Below are 18,467 nucleotides of genomic sequence, written 5' to 3'. Positions count from 1 at the left end.
GAAGCACAGTGCGGCCCGGGCATCGGGCCATGCATGGCGATACGCTCATGTTTACCGACCGTCGAATCGAACGGCATCAGTTGCCGTATTTTCTGCGTGTGTTCAACAGCGTCACCGACAAACCCATCGGCTTTCTGGGCAACGTCTCCGAAGACGGGCTGATGCTTATCAGCCAGTTGCCGATGATGATCGGGGCTGAGTTCAAATTGCGTCTGAAAATCCCGCTGGGCCAGGATTGTCAGCAGGTGATTGACCTCACCGCCTGCTGCCTGTGGTGCCACGAAGACGCGACCCCCAGACATTACGACGCCGGCTTCAGCCTGTATCGGACGCCGCCCGAGTATGGGCAACTGGTCGAGGCGTTGAAGCAGTACTTCAGTTTTCAGCCACTTCCTGCCTCGGCCTGAAAGCTGTGCTGACCTTACTATTGCTTTCGCGGGCAAGCCCGCTCCCACAGTTTTCGGCTTCGTTCACAAAAGATGTGTTCGCCGCAGATCCCTGTGGGAGCGAGCTTGCCCGCGAAGGCGTCAGCACTGACACCCTTTACTCAACGGCTAGGCAATAGCAATCGCCCGCTCGTTATCCAGCGTTCTCTCCGCCAGCAACAACCCCATCTCGCTCAACTGATAGATCGCCATCGCCAGATGCCGCGGCTTGTCGTCCAGGCTGTCGGCCAGGTCGAGCAGCAGGATGCTGACCGAGGAAAAGGTTTCATAGGTCTGGATAGCGATTGCCTCGGGATTGATGTCGGGATCGACCTTGAACATCTGCATGCCGCGATCCACGGAGTTGCGCGGTTTTTCGGCCTTGGGATTGAGGTAGAAGTCGAGAGCCTTGTGGGCTGCGTCGTGGAGCTTTTTTGAATCGATTGAAGCGTAGGGGGAGACCGGATCGGGTTGATCGGTCGGGTCCTTTGGATCGTTGTCCGAAGGGGGATTTGGAACTGGCTTTTTCATGTATTCGCACACTCTTCGTTAGTGCTACCACCTGAGTCGCGACTAAACGAATTAGGGTGGTGGCTGTAAGCAGGTTAGTCGACCGGGAGTGTACGAAACCGGCGCGCCCGAGGGCGCCCTGCGAACAGCCACCATCGAGTGCGGGGATAGGGAATACCCGACTGGATGACGCTTATGCGCAGTACACATGACCCGGGCGACTAAACCCGGCCGCTGATTGGCAGCGACACGGATCAAGTTACGGGGCAACGCCAAGGCGCACAAGCCGGCGGATTCTGAGGGATTTGTAGGCAATGGCACAAGGCGTCGTAGCCCGCTGTTACGACTTGCAGGACGCTGCCGGGCTGCGCTGTGGGAAAGGTTACCGTTTGTCGGGACTGTCAGAACTGTCAGGTGTGGCAATGAACGCTATCGGCGTTCAATGGTTTCAAGTCTCGCAGTTAGCAATATGGCCCGCTGAGGAGTGGATGATGGATAAGTCTGAAAGTGGTGTTGGTGACGCCATCGATCCGAGAACGGATAAGTCATTCCCGGCACAATTGGATGGCGAAAAGGCCCAGATACTGCAAATTGATTTTCCGCCTGATAATGCCTTATTGGGCAGTAAAGTCATTGTCCGAGGACGGGCGGTTCCGCAAAATCCTTCCGAAGAGGTTGTAGTTGAAGTAAACCAAACGTTGTATCCGCCCAGAGACGCTAATGGTTATTGGCAAGTAGAAGACGACCTTACGAGCTTGCCTTATCCGACCATAATATTTGCCGCCATGATCCGTAATCCGATGCTAAGAGTGTCGAAGAGTGTTACCTGGGAAAAGAACTGTCGATCGTTCATTGGTTTCCCCGCTGGCGGAACAGTTCTTCCTCAGGGGCAACCTTTTACCATAACGGGCCAAGGTATAACGGGGTCTACTGTTACGGTAACAAATGTTTCTACTGGGCTCATTTTGGGCACTCGCATTCCTGGTGCGAGAGGCTACTGGGAAATGCAGATCATCGCTCCTACCTCGGGCACATCATTCATCATCGAAGCTGTTCACGACGGCCTGGGTGGATCTCATGTTCCCCACCGAGTCACATATGTATTGGCTCCAAACAATAAGACTCCCGAGATTACTTTGCCTTTAGCGGGAACTGTCCAAGACCAAAAATTCAGAGTTTCAGGAAAAAATGGTGTGTCGGCATCTACCATGCAGGTGTTCATCGACTTGACGGAGACTAAAGTCGGTGAAGCGGCGGTCACAGGAGATAACTGGAGTGTTGAAGTGAATGTTGACCCAGGACGACTTTCACTCGTGGCCAAGCAGATATTGAATAATTATCCACCCGGAATCAGCCTGCCCCGATTCTTCGACATCCGCCCTCCCGCATTGACCAAAGTCAACGTCACTGTTCCAGATGCAATCACCGTGAAGTTTGACGGTGACGGTCATGAAGGTGCCACGGTCGCGATAACGGTGGTCAGTGGTCCGGGAGGGGCAGCACCGGGGGAGGCAAAGGTCGTAAGCGGCAAGTGGGCAACCAGCGCAACGAACTGGCCCGATGGCCTCTACAAGATGCGTGCGATCCAGAAGGTTTCCAACAATGCGGGGGCCTGGATCGAGTCGGCGCCAATTGAGTTTGAAGCCACTTATCTGTTTCCACCTCCATCCGACGTGAAATCCACTGCGGAGTATCAAACGACCATTTCAGGCAATGGGCTTTTGGGCGCAACGGTGTCGGTGCTGGACTCCGACAAACTGACGAAAATTGCCCCGGATGCACCGGTAAGGAGCGATAACACATGGTTCACCAAAGCCTATGTGTCATGGGGGCCGACATTGGATCGGACCATTTATGTGCACCAATTTATTGGTATCCAAAAATCGGCATCCGTCGAAAACAAAGTCCGCATTCCACCGATCGCGCCTGGCATTGACAGCGTTTCGCCGGACGGCCTGTCACCGACGTTCACCGGCACCTGCGAGCTGAACGCCCAGGTCAACCTGGTGTTCAGCGGCAGTGCCACTTCATATCCTGCAGTGGTGACCGGCACGAAATGGTCGTTCCAGCGAACGCTGCCATTCACCCCGGATATTGAGCACACCGTCATTGCAACCCAAATCGCCGCCCAGCAGACATCCCCTGAGGCACGTCGACCGTTCAAGCAACAGAGGCCAATGGTGGCGGTGGTTATTACCCATCCCGCGCAAGATTCCGAGATTGGTCATGGTGATGTGACCTTCAAAGGAACGGACGGTATGAAAGGCGCCACGGTGTCTGTGTGGGACTACGTGAACGGTGGCACTTTGGATTCTGTAAAACTGGATGCCGATGGTCCGTGGGAAATTACTGTGCGAATGACGTTTGGTCGTTGGGTGGTTCGCGCCAAACAAGTTATCGATGACCGGGAGTCGGCGCACTCTGATTCGCGCGTATTCCATGTGGTGCTGTTACAACCCGAGATCGCTGAACCGGCGGAAGCCGGTACTCTGACACGAACCTCGACGATCAGGGGCACGGGCGAACCGTTTGGGTATGTCGATGTTTTTCTGGAAAGCGCGACTACGCCTTTTCTCGAAAAGGTACGGATTGGAGGCAACGGCCGATGGCAAGCCGAAGCGACCATGCCCGTTGGCGATAAAACCATCCGGGCCAGACAGTACTTCCAGAGTCAGATATCCAGAGACACGCAGCCGCGCTCCTACAAGGTAGTACCGCATTCGCCGATTGTGGAAACGCCTGCTGCAGGCGACCACGCTGGCAGACACACGATGGTCTCGGGCTTCGGCGTGTGGGGTGACAAGGTCAAGGTAAAACTCGGCCCTGGCACAGGCCCGGCGTTGGGTGAGGCGCTCGTGGCTGAAGACCGCACATGGTCGATACCAGTGGAAATCCTTCGCGCGGGACCGGCGGTCTCATTCGTGGCCACTTCCTCGGAGGGGGATTTCGAGTCCGCTGCATCTGCGCCTCGCTCGGTGCTGGCCGGTATATTCGAGCCCACCATCCAGTCTCCTGCCGAGGGAGAGGCGGTTACCAATCCGGTGCCTTTCGCAGGCACGGGCCAAGACGGTGAAGCTCAGATCTGCAGCTGGTACAACCCGGACGTCATCCAGGCATCGGGTTTGCGCGTAACCACTGCGACAGGCTGGCAAGGGGTGGCACGCATTGCTCTTTCGCCGGGCGGCAACTGGAGCGTGATTCAGCAAACCCTCACCAAGGATCAGGACGGTGCGACAGTTTCCGACAAAGTCACGAGCCATCGATTCGAAGTTGGCCCTGTGCCTTCAGAGGGCAAATCATCGGATATTCCCGATAAGTGGTCACCCTGACTGTCATTTCTGACAGTAGACGACTACCGCCCTTTAGCGCCAAATCTAACCTTGCAAACGAATGGCCAGACAACTGTGTCGGGCCATTCAGGACTGTTTTCGCCTCAGGAAACCCGCCATGGCCAACACCCGCTTGCGTCCAGCCGAAGAACTCTACGAGCGACTCTTCGCTACGCGCACGCGCCGCAAAAAATACCCGGCCCTGCATACCTACCTGACGAAAGGCGGTTCGATTTTTCCTTTGGTGGAAAACGGTATCGATGGCTTGGTGAAAGATTATCGGATGAGCCGCGAGGACGCGCAGGCCTTCTTGCGCCAGGCCAGCAGTATGGCGATCTACATCCGGCGCCAGTTCATAGAACACACCTTGACGTGTACCGAGCAGCAGAAACCCGGCAAAGCGTTGAAAAAAACAGCATCGAACGCGGTGAACTCGCTGGTTGACGGGCCCACGTTCGAAACGTTGTTCAAGCCCAACTTCATCGGGTCTTGCCCGCCGAATGCGCTAGAGAGTGTTTGGGGGCCGGTCGCTTATCTGGTGGAGTTGTTCCAGTGGATCAGCAAGCGTATAGAGCCCGTCGGCGAAATTGCAACGAAGTACAAGCTGCACGAACGGCGCAGTGACTTGAATGAACTGGTGGTCGACGCCAACGCGGTTTTCCAGCCGGTATCCGCCGTCGAAATCATCAACAACGCGCTGGAAGCGTTCATCAAAAAACATGGGACGCTGACAGACTTGGTGGAAGCCTTGCTGACGGCGCGCTACCCCAATGACCTGCCCTGGTTTCAGCATTGGAGCACCCTCGATGGGGTTGCAGAACATCTGGGCATGTCGGTAGGCAACTTTGCGTTCACGGTCGATTTGCTGTCTCCCTATTTTTTGCAACCAAAGGCCTGGGATGCGAACGCCGGTCGCGCCTTGGCCCACTCTTCACGTCTTGGGCCGTACCAGAGAACCTTGTTGACCGAGACTCGGGTGGCCCATGCAGCCCGGAAAGCATTCTTTGACGAAAACTACGGTTGCGAAGGCGTCGACGGTTACAAGACTCTCAATGAAGTGCCGACATTCGGCGAGCAGACCGGCCTGGACCCCACCGGTATCGAAGCGCTTTTATCGATTCAAGCTTCCGCACCGCGGCGTTCCGTGAATGTGAAGTTCGCTGAAGATCCGCCAGAAGATCTGGACAGCAATCGCTTCGGATCGGCTTACATCAATGCGGGAGCGAGTCCTCCGGTTGGTATCACCGAGGGGAGTGATGGTTTGCAAAAACTGACAATCAAGCCCGAGTCGCTAGCTACCGACACAGACTTTGAACGCTTCGACCGACTGAACCGCAAGATACGCCTCGACAAATGGTTCGGCCTGCGCAGTTTTGAGGTGGACTCATTACTGGTCGCCGCGATCCGCGCGGAAGAGCAGGGCGGGCTAGCGCCAGGCAAGTGGTGGATCACCGACAACGTGGTGCATGCGCTGGGACTGTTCCAGCTAATGCGTGAGAACTACGGCTGTACAGCGATGGATTTCGCCGCTTTCATCCACGAAATGTCGGTCTACGGCGTCGGCGACGAGCTCTCGCTGTTTGATCGGGTCTTCAATGCAGACGGCGACTATCGTCAGCCCTTGGTGCTCGACGGTGCCAGCTTTACCGCGATTCCCGCAGTGGGTAGCAGCGATCTGACCGCCATCCAGTTGTGCAATGGTCTGCAGATCGATCGGCTGACATATGGATACCTGGCCCTCGCCATCGTCAATGCTCAAGGAGATGACGACAACCTGAAGCGCACGCCGGCGGTGGTTACAGCCTTTTACCGGTTGGTGAAGCTGGCGCGCTTGTTGAGCATCACACCGATCGAGCTGGTCCTGATGCTGACCTTGTTGGGAGGCGACGATAAATGGCTCAACGGGCTGGCGGGGGTGCCTCAAATTCATGGTAAACCCGGCGAAGCGCCGGATGTGTTGCACATCATCTATGCCGTGCATGACTGCGTTCGCTGGTGCAAGGATCGGCAGTTGCCGGTGCTGAGCATGCTGCAGATGGTGGCGCAGCCGCAGGTGAGTGGCGTCGCCTCCGAGACGCAACTGCAACTGTTCGACAAGGTGATCAGTCTGCTGCCGGCGGCTCGCCTGACTAATGCCGGATTCCTGGCGGCCGATGTTCCGTCAGTTCCAGCAGGCAACTGGCTCGATTTTCTGAACTCGGTGGCTGATCACTCTGGTTTGGTCCGCCCCCTCGGCGGCAATGAAGCGGAATACCTGAGGGAAGCACGCGCGAAGCTCAACCAGGCAGTGCTGGATGGGCTCCCGGCGATGGCCGACGAAGTGCGAGCCTCCATCGTAGAAAAAATGCTCGGTGTTCTGCTGCAAGCCAGAGAGGCACAAACCTCGGTGGTCAAGGAGGCATTGGCGGTATTCACCGGTCTGGACTCCGAGCGCGCAATGGTCGTACTTGCCTGGGCTAACACGACGGTCTATCTACTGTTGCGCGAAATCACCGCCCACGCTGGCACGAGTGCCCAGAATGGTCGACGCACGCGTGTTGTCGACAATCCCCTGCTCGGCAGGTTGGCCAATGTGCAACGCCTTGGCGAGGTCGTGACACAACTGCGCCTGAGTGCCGCAGTGGTGCGCGAGTATCTGGATTACGGTTACAGAGCCTGGCTCGGCCAGTTGGACAAGTATCAGTTCTCGATGAGGACGCTGTATGACCTGACGGTGTTCGGCCGAGCGTTAGAGATGAGCGATCAGCCGGAGGAAAAGCTGCTGGCCTACCTGCGTACCGTCGATCAGCTGCCAGCCGATATCGCCGGCGATTCGTTGTGGCTGGCCCAAGAGGCAGGCTACATCCTGCTGGCGGTTTTTTTCCAATGGAGCGTTGCACAGGTGCGCGAGTGCGTCCATCACATCGATCCGTCCGACAAAAAGATCTTGAAAACCCTGCGTCAGCTGGATCTGTTGATGCGTATTCGCACACTGGCGGAGCACAGCGGTATGGATGCCCAGACGATTTTTCGGCTGGGCAAGTTGCCTGCGAGCATTGACAAGGCAGCCTACGCTACCGCCGCCGAGCTTGCCCTGCTGAGCCAGTCCGAGACGCGCGTACTGGATCGGCAGCCTCCCGGAGAAACAGAGCAACTGATTGTTCGCACATGCACCGTGGACAACAGTACCGTCGTGGCAAACAAACCAGGCGCGAAAGCCATTTACACGGTGACGCTCACGGATGCCGGAGGATCGCCGTTGAAAGGTGTCCAGGTTTTCTGGCAAGCCACTCTCGGCACCATCGAGACCTTGAAAACCGATGAAAACGGTGTGCTCGAAGCCGAGTTCATTCCAGGCAAGGTACTGGGCAGCGAAACGCCGACCTATTGGCTGAATCTGTTCCAACCGCTTGATGCGCTTGAAATACAGGTTGTTCCTGACCCGGACACGCTGTTTTTCCCTGGCCCGTCGGCCTCGACCCTACCTCTGGACAGCGTACCCGCAGGCGCAGAAGTGCAGTTGTTTGCCGAGCTGCGGGACGGTTACAAGAACCGCGGGCCAAACCAACTCGTCAATTGGTTCGCCCAAGCTCTCCCTGGGCATGAAACCAAGCCGATCGTTATCCGGCCAGCCGCAGACGTGTCTACCGATCAGCAAGGCCTGACACAAGTATTTGTCCATGCACCCGAAGGCGGAACGTTCGTGTTTGAAGTGCGCAGCCAGTCCAGTAATAAAAACCTTCTACTCGGCCCCATCACGTTCCTGCCGCCGGTGTGAGCCTGGTCGCTCGCCAGACGTGCACTTTCGTCTAATGCTCCAGGAGCAAGAATCATGGCAACGATCGACAACATCGGCGGGCTGCAGGAAAAGCGTCAGCGTGCGTTGCTTGCTTATGCCATCGGAAAAATCCGTACAGACAACGTCAAGAAGTACGAGTCTGTGGCAACACCGCAAGATCTGTCCGAGGTATTGCGGCTGGATGGGCAGGATAGCTACGCGGTGCAAAGCTCCCCGGTTGCCGAGGCGGTGAGCTGTGCGCAGCAGTACATCAGTGCTGTATATACCAAGCGTGAGCCTGGCTTTGAGGCTAAAGAATTCGACAGGAAAGATCTGCAAGCGTGGAGATATACCAGTAATTATCCGGACTGGGCGTCGTTGAAGATGCTCCAGACCTATCCGGAAAACTTTGTCCAGCCCTCGGTGCGCCAGGGCACGACCAGCCTGTTCAAGACCCTGCAAAACGATTTGAACCAGACACGCCTTACCCCAGACAGTGTGCAGGCGGCGCTGCAGGCCTATCTGGAATCGTTCGAGAAAATTTGCAATCTGGACGTGGTCAGCGGTTGCATGGCCGAGGGGCTGCCGGAATCGACGGTTTATTATTTGCTCGGCCGAACACGCAGCGATCCGCGCCAATACTTCTGGCGCATGGCTGACGTTGAACTGGGTGCCACTGAGGAAGTCATGAACCCGGCGGCGTGGAGCGAATGGCTGCCCTTGGATATTCCGACTGGCGTACAGGTGGTGGATATGCGTCCGGTGCTGTGGAATGAGCAGCTGTGCATCGTGTGGGCTGCGTGGCGCGACCGGGTGGATCACGAGGAAGAGTTTCTACCCGACAGACTGGAAATCTTCGTGGCGTTCAAGCGCCAGAACGATCAGTGGTCGCCACCGACTACTTTGTTTATCGAGGAATTCCCGAAAAAAACTCAACCTATCGGCGCCCGGCTGATCGCAACGGTGTGGAAGGATTATCAGAATCCCAAAGGCAAACTCGGAGTATTGCTGACCAATGGTAAATCCGGCTCCGTGAATGTCCTCACCGTCCGGGATGTATTTCTGCGTGACATGCCCCATGACGATGGCGCCTGGCTGACGTCGGCGGCTGAGCATCGCTTTGCGGACGCCGCCATGGTTCAGCATCCGCTGATGAATCAGCCGACGGTGGTTGCCAGTGATCAAACACCCGGCGCTCTGCCGAGGTTTCTTGGGCTGCATGCCACAGCCCATCGCGTAGGCGATCAGGATGTGTTGTTTGTTCAAGGCTATTGCTGGGTGACCGGGCTTGCCGGAGGCAACGTTTCCCTGACATTGAACATGGAGGGCGCCCTTCCAGGTGACGGGCTTCCACTGACCGATGACTACCCGGTGACAGGCGGCTGGAGCACCGTCTCCAAGCAACTTACTCGCAAGGCAGGAAGCTGGACTCAGCCAGCTGTTTTCACATTTGGCAGTGCAGCCCAAGGGCTGAAACGCTTCGAGGTGCGGGTCAAGGATCTGACGGATTTTCGAGTTCCGACCCTGCTCAAGAACACTCAGAATGCGGCGCAATTCTTATCGCTCAACCAGGCGCACCTTGTTCTGTGGGGCACCCGGCTCAATACCTTGTTCAGCCCCGAGCTCGTGCAGCGCGCCAGCAGGTCCGTCGATTTCCTGCTGGACTGGTCCACTCAGTTCCTTGAAGAGCCAGGCCCTCAATCCGGCCCGGCGGAATTCAAGGAGATCAACGGCGCATTCGACAGCGCGAACGGCCGGAATTTCTGGGAGCTGTTTTTTCACCTGCCGCATCTTGTCGCCACCCGCCTGCGCGATGAGCAGCGTTTTGATGAAGTGTATGGATGGTTCAAGTACGTGTTTGATCCACAGGCGCCGGCGGACAAGCCGCAGGTCCCTCCTGAAGAGGATGAGCGACCCGCGTACTGGCGGTGCCGGCCGTTGAACCGGGACAAGGGCAACCCGGGATATGAAGCCCTGAATCCGGGCGATGTGGATTCCATCTGCTATGCAGCACCCAGGCACTATCGGATTCTGATGTTCTGCGAGTACGTCCGGACCCTGATCGTCCAAGGTGATTGGCACTATCGCCAATTGACGCGCGACAGTCTGGTGGCAGCCAAGCTGTGCTACACCCGAGCGCAGTCAATGCTGGGTAAGCCACCTTCGGTTCGCGCCGTTAACCGTTGGACGCCGATCAAGCTCGGCAATCTGTTGGCTGTCAGCGAGTCGCGATCCAGGCTTGAGGCATTCGAAAAAACATTGGCGTTCAGCCTCAAGGATTTTCCTGTCGCCACCGATGCCGATGCGCGGTCGGGGTTACTCGGCTCCGACTTGTTCATCAATCCCCTCAATGAAGATCTGCTCGGTTTGTTTGCCTTGCCTGACGCGCGACTGAATAACTTGCGCAACAACCGCAACATTGACGGGGTGTCGATGCTCATTGATTTGTTCAGTCCGCCCACCGATCCTAATCAGATGATGCGCGATCTGGCAGCCGGAAGTGGTGGCGCGCCCCGGCCAATGGGTGGGCGCCTCAAGGTCAACGCCTTTCGCTGGCGTATCTCGTTCGAAGTCGCGTTGCGCGCGGCGCAGATGCTCTCGGAGTTCGGCGCGCAGGTGCTGAGCTTGCGCGAACGCGGGGATCAGGCAGAGCTGCAGGAAATACAACAACGGCAGATGGTGGAGCTGGGCGACTACGCACGCGCAGTGCAGGAGCAGACCATCGAGCAGTTGCACTTGCAGGTCACAGCGCTGGAGCAGAGCAAAGCCGTGGCGCAAGAGCGCGCTGACGCCTATGCGCAACGCTATGACGAGCACATATCGACTGCTGAATACGAGGTCATGGACAAGATCCAGTCGGCCAAATTGTATTCATTGATTGCGTCCAGCATCAAACCGGCTGGCGCATTGCTCGCCGCAGTACCTAATATTTTTGGTCTGGCGAATGGTGGGCACAGGCTGGATAAAATCACCGATGCAGTGGTGTTCGGAATGAGCGTTGCTTCCTCGGTCGAGCAGATGGAGGCCGATAAACTGGCAACCACCGAAGCTTACCGCCGCCGGCGTGCCGATTGGGGCCTGCAACGTAATCAGGCGCAGGCAGAAGTCCGCGCGCTGGATGCACAGATCAGCGCACAGCGGCAGTCTCTGCTCGCAGCGCAGACCAGTCTGGTGCAAACCCGGCTCGCCAATAGCCATACCTTGACGGTTTACAACTTCCTCAAACAACGAGCGACCAATTCCGAGCTGTTTCGATGGATGCTGGGCCAGCTCAGTGCGCTGCACTATCAGGCACACGATACGGTAGTGAGCCTTTGCCTCAGTGCGCAGGCCTCGCTGAATGCCGATACCGGTGATTACGATACGGTCCGCCCGTTACCCGGGGTCTGGCTGGATAATCGCAATGGCCTGACCTCCGGTGAGCATCTGCGGATGTGGCTGCTGAACCTTGAGCGCGACTATATGCAGCAGCACCAGCGACGGCTGGAGCTGCGCAAAACCGTATCCCTGCGTCGCTTGTTCGATGACCCCGTTGCGCCCCAACTCGGCCTTCACAGCTGGACGCAAGCACTGGCGCAGTTACGGGACAAAGGAACACTGGATTTCTGCCTGACCCAGTTGCTGTTCGATCGTGACCATCCGGGGCATTACTGCCGGCAGATCAGCTCGGTCTCAGTCAGTTTGCCTGCGGTCAATGGCCCGTACGAGGATGTGCGTGCTTCCCTGGTCCAGATCAACAGCAGAATCGCCACCAGGGCAACGGCACAATCGGTTGTTTATTTGCACGATCCGGCAAACCACGTGGCCCCCCCGGATGTGTTGATCAACTTGCTTTCCGGTCAGCGGATCGCCTTGTCCTCCGGGCTGTCCGACAACGGTCTGACCGCCAGCAAACCTGACGAAGGCTTGCTCAATCCGTTCGAAAACACCGGCGCGGTTTCCTGTTGGCAGTTGAACTTCCCTTGGCCGTTGAAAGAACCGCAGCGTGGCACGCTGGCCTCGCTGACGGACATCATCGTGGAGATCTGTTTTACCGCCAGGCCCGGTGAGCCGACCTTTACGCGCCAGGTCGAGGACATGGTGACGATTGCCGAGACACTGGAGAAAAACAAAAAGCGCAAAGGAGCGAGCAACCATGAGTAATCAAGGCGTTCTCGCCAACCAGAATCTGGTGATTAACGGTTCATTCGAGTTGATCTTGACCAACTGGACTCGGTATCCGAGAAACAGTCCGTGGATTACTGTTTCCTCACAGATGTACAACGGCACGCCGATCAACACGCTGGCGGCCGGTTATGGGGCATCGATCAGCCAGGAGATCGTCGCACCAATAACCCCGGGCCAAGCGGCGCGATACGTTCTGAAGTTTCTGTGCGAGTCGCGCCATGAGGGCATCGCGTTGGTACGCCTCGCCAGTGCAAACATGGCACCCGTAGACATTCAAATTCCCCCCGGTAACCAGCGCAATACAGGGCAGCCATTGGACTTTGTTCCAGTTGAGTACGAAGTCGTCCTGCCCTCGACGTTCAGCGCCGAGGATATTCTGACATTCAGTTTGACCAGCCCGCCGAGCAGCCCTGATGACTATCATTTGCTGGTTTATCTCAGTGGCGTCGTTATCGAGTTGCACCTGGGACCTTTGAAGCTGAAGGAGTTCGTGCTTGATGGGCAATCCCATTCACCGGCATCTCTGGTGCCGCTCTGCCTCGGTGCGGAAAACACCGAAACGCATACGCTCGGTTTTCAGGTAGAAGAGGGCAATATCTGGGAGCGCACCGCGTACTCTCTCGAGTTCGGCAGCAATCCTGATGGAGCCGTTGTCGCCTATCCCGATGCGTCGATCGATCACCCGCTGCACGAGGGCCGGACACTGAGCTGCCCGGCACTCAGCCTGTCTGCGCCCCACCCGATGACGCTGACGTTGTGGAACCAGTACCACGCCGATCCCTATGAGTTACAGGCATCGCTGTGGCATCACCGGCTGGATTTTCTTGATGTGCTGCATCCGGCGTATTTCCCGGTACTTGCGCTCAATCAAAGCGTCCGGTTGGGCGTGCAAGCGGCCTCGTTTTACACAGGGCAGACGCTTGAGGGGGTGCCGGTTACCTGGACTGTCGCCGGGAGTTCGATCCAGGTCAATGTGACCACCGATGCCAATGGCTGGGCGTACCTGGATTACCGGCCAGACGCTGCGGGAGTCTTCAATATCGTCGCCTCGGTTCCGAGTCTTTACTACACGTCGGGCGTTGTCACGCAGAACCTCGAAGTGAAGGTGCTGGCGACGGATCCGTGGGCCGAGGTCATGGCGGTTGTCGCTGACAAGTCAGAGCCTTGGGCATTGAAGACGGGGTGGCCGAATCGGGGGGCGGATTATGATCTGCGGATAACCGTGCCGGCGGTCCTTGTGGAAACCGATTTGTCGCTCGGGTGGAAGGGCGATTCCCAGGAGCAGCTTGAGGTCGATGTTAATCCACAGATCGATGAAGAAGTGCCGGTAACGCCAAGCCTTGAATTGCTTTGGAAGATGGCGAACGGGGATGAACTGGACGGCAGATTCCAATTGAATTTGACCTGCTCGAAATTGCTCCTGCCGTCTGCAGACAAAGCCATGCGCCTGGCACGCAACGAGCTCGAAATTGGCCGGGTGCTTGAAGCGGACAAAACGTGCGTCGTTGATGAACAGGAAAGTGCGACCGTTCAGGTCGAGGTTTTGCACAAGGTGACGTCCGGCAACGGTGATCCGGTGCTGGGAGCCTTGGCAAAGTGGATGTTGCCGGACGGAACCATTGTTCACTCGACGACGGGTGCTGGCGGCTGGACCAGCATTACGTATCAACCGACCAGTGCCGGCGATCATGTAATCGTCGTACATATCCAGGCGCACCCGGATGCGATGCCGATTGAACATACGTTCTTCATATCCGCGATCGCGACCAGTCCGTGGAAGAGCGAGGTCACATTTTTACTCGATGGTGTTGAAGTACAGCACAACATGCTTGGAGTACTTTGCCGCCGGGGACAGACACATGCCTTGAAAGTCTTGCCGAACGCGGGTAGCGCCTGGATCGGGAGAAACATCAGTGTGAACTGGCGCGGTGGGGATCCCGATATCGGGCTTGCCATCAGCGATTTGGGTACGTCAAAGACTTTGGTGGCAGAGGGAGTGGAGTGGACCTTTGCCTCTGAGGCAGCCAGCAGTCTAAGCAGGCAGTTCCAGGTCGAATTTGGTCTTGAGGGCGAGCCAACAGTGCGGGAGCTTTCCGGACGTTTGATGCACGTTGATCTCAAGGAGGAACTGAGTCTGTCACTCGATCAGGTTCCTCGACTACTGAGCGGCCAACAGTTTGATCCGTGTCTGGGTGCGGTTCATTCGTTCAACGTACTGCCCTATGCGCTCAGTCCTCTGCTGGGGCTGAATATATGGTTGAAGTGGACGGGCACGTCTCCCGACCAGTTGGGCGCTTCGATAAAACCGGCGCCGGATCAGCCTCATCGACTGAACGCCAGCGGGGTGCAGTGGGCTCTGGACTTCACTGCTGCTGTGGCCGGCCTGTTCAATTTGACCGTGTCTGTGCCTGAGCTGAATTTCGTCGCTGTCGCCACGCCCATGAAGCTGGATCACAACAAGCTCCGCTTGATCAGACTGCGCGATCCGGCAGTGGATCCGGTCATCGGGCTGGACACGGCCTGGATCTGGGCGTGGGTGGTGTCTCATTTCACCGGCAAGCCGGTTGCGGGCGCGCCCGTCATTTGGGAGGCCGAAGGCACACCCATAGAAGTCAAGACCGATGCCGAGGGTGTGAGCGGTTTTGCCTATATCCCGAAAGCGCCGGGCGAGCACAGAGTCACTAGTTCAGTCGTCAGTCCTTTTGATGACTTCAAAGAATCCCTCTCGACATCGGCCACCGCTTTGCCCAGCGACCCCTGGGATGAGGTTCGCAGCAGTATGGACGGACTGACCACCGTTCCTGTCGGAAAACAAACCTACTTCCCGCGTCGCAAGGCCCAGCACTCCCTGGAAGTGTCGGCACCCGCAGGCAATGCGTTGATTGGACGCCATTTGACACTGGGCATGGGCGGGAACGCGCCCAGTAAGTTGGGGTTCGTTTTTGCCACGCCCAACATCCTCGGATTGGCGCAAGCATTCCACGGAAATTTGCGTTACCCGTTTTCTGTAAGTGATCTCAGGGACGGCAGCTGCACATTTCGCCTGGGTGCCGAGCGACTTGCACGTCTGTCGCCGCCGATTCACATGTCCGTGGGGTCGAGCGAGCAACTGCTGAAATTTGCCCCGGCCAGCCGTGTAACTAACACGCTTTTTTGGGGGCAAGTGTTCAAGGCAGAGGTGGTGGTGAATTCGTCCATCAGCGCTAGACCCGTAGTGGGGGCGTCAGTTGGCTGGTCCGGTGCGGGGCGGGTGAAGTCGACTTCTGACACTGATTATTACGGCAAGGCAACGATAAGTTTCATCCCGGACGTACCGGGGCCGGGCGAATTGAAAGCAACGGTTGGCCAAGGCGAGTTTTCTGACTCGGTAACGCTCCCCTATACCATGCTAGATCCACGACTCATCGAGTCGCTAACCACGCCGAACTCTCATGTTTCGCCAGGACAAAATGTTGTAGGAAACATAACGGTGGTATCCGCATTGGATGGCAAGCCGCTGCGTGACGTGAAAGTTGATTGGGCGTTTGGCGATTTGATAATACCCCCTACATTCACAGATGCCGCTGGCAAGTCACAAGTGCAGTTTATGGTGCTGGGTTTTATTAGTGAATTATTGATTGCAACTGTGCAAGGAGGGATGGGCGGGGGGCAGTATAAACATATTGAGTTTACAGGCTTGGCCAATATCTGAATTGCAGTGTGGTGTCCGTTATCGATTGAGGCTTCGTTAGTTTGAGTTTTTTCAATAATTAGTTGTGGGTGTTGTATCGAAATTGTTACGGTTGACTATCCCGGTGTTAATTAACGGTTTGCAAGGGGAGTGGTGAAAATGTCCAGTAATTATAATTTATCGACTACGTGGTTGCAGAACTTCAGGCCTTCCGTTGATGGAGAGAAAGTTGAAGATTGGCCAACTTTTAAGTTGAATTTGGCTGCGGGTGCAATCACTACAATAACATTGGAGTACAAGTACAGTAGTTTGATTGGTACATCGCAGGGTGTGATTGCTGTAGATTTGCAGGCTGCTGTGCCAGGTCTCAAAATTTCGCCTCCGCCGGGGCAGTTGATCGAGATGGCGACAGGGACCACGGAACTGAGCTGGGTTATTACTGCACCTCGTGATTTTAGTGGTCCAGTTGTTGTGTTTTTCAGATTGCCGAATTATTCGGTTGCAGGGGATTCTCCACCGTTTCCGATTCAGATATTTGATTTGTCGTGGTTGACAGATTTTCAACTTCTTGTGAATGAAAAAGAAGTAAGTTGGGCTGAAGCGTATTTGCCTGTCGTAGAGCGTGGCACTTGCAAGCTGACGCTTAAATATCCTGAAAGTCCTCCGCCCGGGTCACCGGAAGCCCATGTGCTTTTGGACTTCGCCCCCGAGGGGAAAGTGGACGGCTTGCATGCTGATAAGCCGTTCGGAGAGTTGGTTCCCATGGAGGTTGGGCGTGATTCTATTAGCTGGGATCTCATTTCGGATGCTAAGGCAGATAGCGCGACCTTTAGATTGCAGTTTTATATGCCTAAGTTTCCTGGAATGCCAGTCTCACAATCCTTGTCGGGTACTATATTGAATGACGTGTGGTTGCGGGAGTTTACTCTCTTTGTGAATGATGAATTAGTAGGTTTTGATAACATTTTCTTGCCTGTAGTGGAAGGTGGAATTTGCAAACTGACGCTGAACTATGAAGGAAGCTCATTAGTTGGTCTGAGGGGCGCGGCTGTAGCTTTGCAGTTCAAACCCGGCGCAGGCGTCGACGGTTTGGTGAGTGACAGGCCGTTGGGAGAATTGGTTCCGATGGCAGTTGGGACGAAATCTATCAGTTGGAATATCTCGTCAAATCCTGATGCTCGTAACTCTTCTTTTGAATTGCAGTTGAGCATGTCTGAGCTTCCCGAGGTGCCACTGTCACAGTCCTTGCCGGGCACTGTATTAAATGACGTATGGCGGCGAGAGTTTACTCTGCTTGTGAATGATGAGTCAGTAGATGTTGATAACATTTATTTGCCTGTAGTGGAAGGAGGGATTTGCAAACTTACGCTGAACTATGAAGGAAGCTCATTAGTTGGCCTGAGGGGCGCATCTGTAGCTTTGCAGTTCAGTCCCGGCGCAGGCGTCGACGGCTTGGTGAGTGACAAGCCGTTGGGAGAATTGGTTCCGATAGCAGTTGGGACTAACTCTATCAGTTGGAAGATTTCATCATTGCCGGACGCAAGTAGCGCTCCGTTTAAGTTACAGCTGAGCATGCCTGAGTTTATTGGAATGCCGGCGTCCCCTCCCTTGGAGGGACATATTTATAATGCTGTGTGGCAGAGAGAGTTTACTATTCGCGTCAATGGTGAGGTACAAGATTGGTCAGCAGTTAATTTGCTTATGGCGGCTGGGCAGTCTTGTACTCTGACGTTGGACTATGAAAAAAGTTACTTGATCGGCGACTCGCGATCTGCTGTTTGTCTGGTACCTATGCCGGGTGAAGATTTAGCAGGTCTGGTCAGTGATCCGCCTTTTGAGGCGCTGCTATTGTTGGATGAGGGAACCAGATCCCTGAGTTGGACTCTTTCTACAGACAAAGCCTCAAACGGCCCTTTCAAACTGAATTTTCAGATGCCTTTGTTTTATGAAGGCACGCCTGACTCGCAACCGATAGCGGGAACAGTCATTGATTTCGCTAAAGAAGTGGATGTTAAATTTGACTTTTTCGCGGCTGCTTTTGATGAAGGTAATGCCTATCCCTGTCATGGTGCAAAGCATACGTTAACCGTTCGACCAAAACCTTCCAGTAATTTTCTTAATGCCAACGTAAAATTGTTGTTGACCGGAGAAGGTTTGGGGGTGGTATTCAGACCTTCGGTGGTGACCGAGCAACGGCTGACGCAGGAGGGAGCTACGTGGGAACTTAATTGTTTTAATACTGTTTTGAATGGATCGTTTTCCTTGCAGTTGGCAGTGGTTGAGTCCGGTTTGACGTCTTTGCCACTTACAATGAAGCTCGCGCATAACTGGGTGAGCGCTGAGAAGTGGTTTACGGGGCCTCATTATGTATGGCCAGATACAGATAATCCGTACTATCAAATTTATATTCGCGCTACCTCCATATACTTGAATGTTCCTGCATCTAATGTTCCAGTGTATTACGGTAATAACCCGCCTTCGATGTTCACTAACTCTGCTGGGCAAAGTAATAGAAGAAGCAATAGTGACTTTCTTGATCTTCGTATTCTAAATCTATATAACGGCACAATTGTCTGATGTTTGCTTGCGGATTCCATTAGCAGTCGGCG

The 18,467-nt window shown here is 55.6% G+C and carries 7 protein-coding genes; 6 read left to right on the top strand and 1 reads right to left on the bottom strand.

Translation table 11 applies throughout. The features are described from left to right. Positions 1-47: 47 nt before the first annotated feature. A complete protein-coding gene (locus CAF63_RS23695) occupies positions 48-407 on the top strand; it encodes a PilZ domain-containing protein (protein ID WP_085689489.1) in 360 nt (119 codons plus the stop codon). A 147-nt stretch (positions 408-554) separates the two neighbouring features. Here the strand turns inward: CAF63_RS23695 and CAF63_RS23690 are convergent, their stop codons facing one another. Continuing rightward, complete coding sequence (locus CAF63_RS23690) at positions 555-956, bottom strand: DUF6124 family protein (RefSeq protein WP_085689487.1); 402 nt, start codon at positions 954-956, stop codon at positions 555-557. A gap of 470 nt (positions 957-1,426) precedes the next feature. On the opposite strand from CAF63_RS23690, the gene CAF63_RS23685 reads away from it, so the two are divergent. The 5 genes from CAF63_RS23685 to CAF63_RS28600 all read left to right on the top strand — a co-directional run bounded on the left by CAF63_RS23685 (position 1,427) and on the right by CAF63_RS28600 (position 18,435). Continuing rightward, positions 1,427-4,264 carry a hypothetical protein gene (locus CAF63_RS23685; RefSeq protein WP_143492491.1) on the top strand — a complete coding sequence of 946 codons (2,838 nt, stop codon included), beginning with the start codon at positions 1,427-1,429 and terminating at the stop codon, positions 4,262-4,264. A gap of 118 nt (positions 4,265-4,382) precedes the next feature. Continuing rightward, positions 4,383-8,021 carry a Tc toxin subunit A gene (locus CAF63_RS23680; RefSeq protein WP_085689483.1) on the top strand — a complete coding sequence of 1,213 codons (3,639 nt, stop codon included), beginning with the start codon at positions 4,383-4,385 and terminating at the stop codon, positions 8,019-8,021. Between the two features lie 54 nt (positions 8,022-8,075). Next, positions 8,076-12,164, top strand: coding sequence for a neuraminidase-like domain-containing protein (locus CAF63_RS23675; protein ID WP_085689481.1), 4,089 nt, complete (start codon positions 8,076-8,078; stop codon positions 12,162-12,164). Further along, positions 12,157-15,879 carry an Ig-like domain-containing protein gene (locus CAF63_RS23670; RefSeq protein WP_085689478.1) on the top strand — a complete coding sequence of 1,241 codons (3,723 nt, stop codon included), beginning with the start codon at positions 12,157-12,159 and terminating at the stop codon, positions 15,877-15,879. Before CAF63_RS23675 ends, CAF63_RS23670 begins: the two co-directional genes overlap by 8 nt. A gap of 138 nt (positions 15,880-16,017) precedes the next feature. After that, a complete protein-coding gene (locus CAF63_RS28600) occupies positions 16,018-18,435 on the top strand; it encodes a hypothetical protein (RefSeq protein ID WP_143492490.1) in 2,418 nt (805 codons plus the stop codon). The last annotated feature ends 32 nt before the right edge of the window (positions 18,436-18,467 follow it).

Origin of the sequence: Pseudomonas sp. B20(2017), from assembly GCF_002113125.1 — a bacterium.
GTDB lineage: Bacteria > Pseudomonadota > Gammaproteobacteria > Pseudomonadales > Pseudomonadaceae > Aquipseudomonas.
This window is presented reverse-complemented; position numbering and strand designations above follow the sequence as displayed.